This is a genomic window from Microcystis sp. LE19-195.1E (genome assembly GCF_027532095.1).
Lineage (GTDB): Bacteria > Cyanobacteriota > Cyanobacteriia > Cyanobacteriales > Microcystaceae > Microcystis > Microcystis aeruginosa.
The window spans coordinates 1-1,360 of sequence record NZ_JAPZSZ010000333.1; the positions used below are offsets into that span (position 1 = coordinate 1).

A 1,360-nucleotide genomic window follows, 5' to 3' on the forward strand; every position below is an offset into this window, starting at 1 on the left:
ATGTATCGTATCTCGACCGCAACTCCATCAGAACCCGAATCATTTGAACTGCCCGAGGAGCGGAAAACTATCAGATGAAAACCGTTGGGTTATTATGGCCAACTTAATTCCCTGGGAAAAATTTGAAGAAGAGTACGCAAAAAGCTTCTGCGAAAACAAGGGTGCGCCCGCCTTACCATTTAGGGTAGCATTGGCAGCATTAATTATTCAAGAAAGATTAGTGGGACTTAAACAAATTTCAAGCCCAAACAAAGCCTAAACTGGCTTTGTAAGCGGCAAACACATCCCGATTCTCGGTCAGCCACTCAAAGAAACGGAAAGACATCGCTGTCCGAAAAGCTGCCAAGGCTTCCACAAAAGTGTTTAAAGGTCGATTCGCCCACCGCCTTTGCAATCCCCCAGTTAACTTATGCCACAGGATAAATGTATAGGCACAAAACACCAGGATAAAATGACGAAGTAAGCTTCGTTTATCCCTGACTTGGTATTCTCTTAACCCTAACCATCCTTTGGCTTCTCGGTAGAATACTTCCACCCAATTTCTTTCGGTGTAAGTCTTGACTATCCACGACGCTGTTACTGTATCTGCCTCAACTACATTGGTGATGAAATAGTCCACCTCTGTGGCTTTTTCCATTGAACTTGCATTCATGACGATAGCCAAGTTCCTTTCTCCTTCTAGTTGAGATATTTTCGCTCTGAATACCGCTACCCAAACCGTTTTTTCTTTATCTAGATTTAGGGTGATTTTCTCCCAATCCTTTTCTGATAGGCTTTTTGCTAGTTGCTCAAGCTGGATTGTTTCTTCCACACCCCCTTCTTTTTCAATAATTACTTTTCGATTTTTTGCCAATCCTCCTAAGTATTTTAGCTTTCTTTCTTCTAGGGCTTTCAGAAAACTCGTGTTGTTGCCATAACCAGCATCTATTAACACGATTTTCGGTCGATAGCCTCTGGTTAAGCTCCGGTCAATTAAATCTATCGCTATCTCTGGTTTCTTCTTAAATTCTTTGTCTTCTTTCCCCTCGGCTAAGGAACTAGCCGGTTGATAAATTTCCATGTCTAGGGGTACAGTTTTTTTGCCGTCGTAGAGATGGGTAGTTACGGCGACTATTCCGTTGTCTGTCTTGCCAATTTCTCCCAAGTACTGCCTGCCAACTCCGGCGGTCAGATTGCCACTTTTTCGATGTCCTGAGTCATCGACAATCAGGGAAAATCCTCGGGGTATTTGCGTCTGGCGGCATTGGTTCATCACTTGCAACCGACATTCATTCACCTGACGGTCTGACCAAGGAGATTCGGTCAAAAAGTGATGTAATCGGTTATAAACTACTCCGACGGCATTATTGGCCATTTGAGT

1 protein-coding gene and 1 pseudogene are annotated in these 1,360 nt (G+C 43.5%); one reads left to right on the forward strand and one right to left on the reverse strand.

The window, feature by feature from the left end; genetic code table 11:
* Positions 1-220: pseudogene (locus O9300_RS17950) on the forward strand (transposase); the annotation flags it as partial.
* 18 nt (positions 221-238) lie between these two features.
* On the opposite strand, the gene O9300_RS17955 reads toward O9300_RS17950, so the two are convergent.
* Positions 239-1,360: IS701-like element ISMae34 family transposase (locus O9300_RS17955; protein ID WP_287973121.1), on the reverse strand; the 1,122-nt coding region annotated here is incomplete at its 5' end.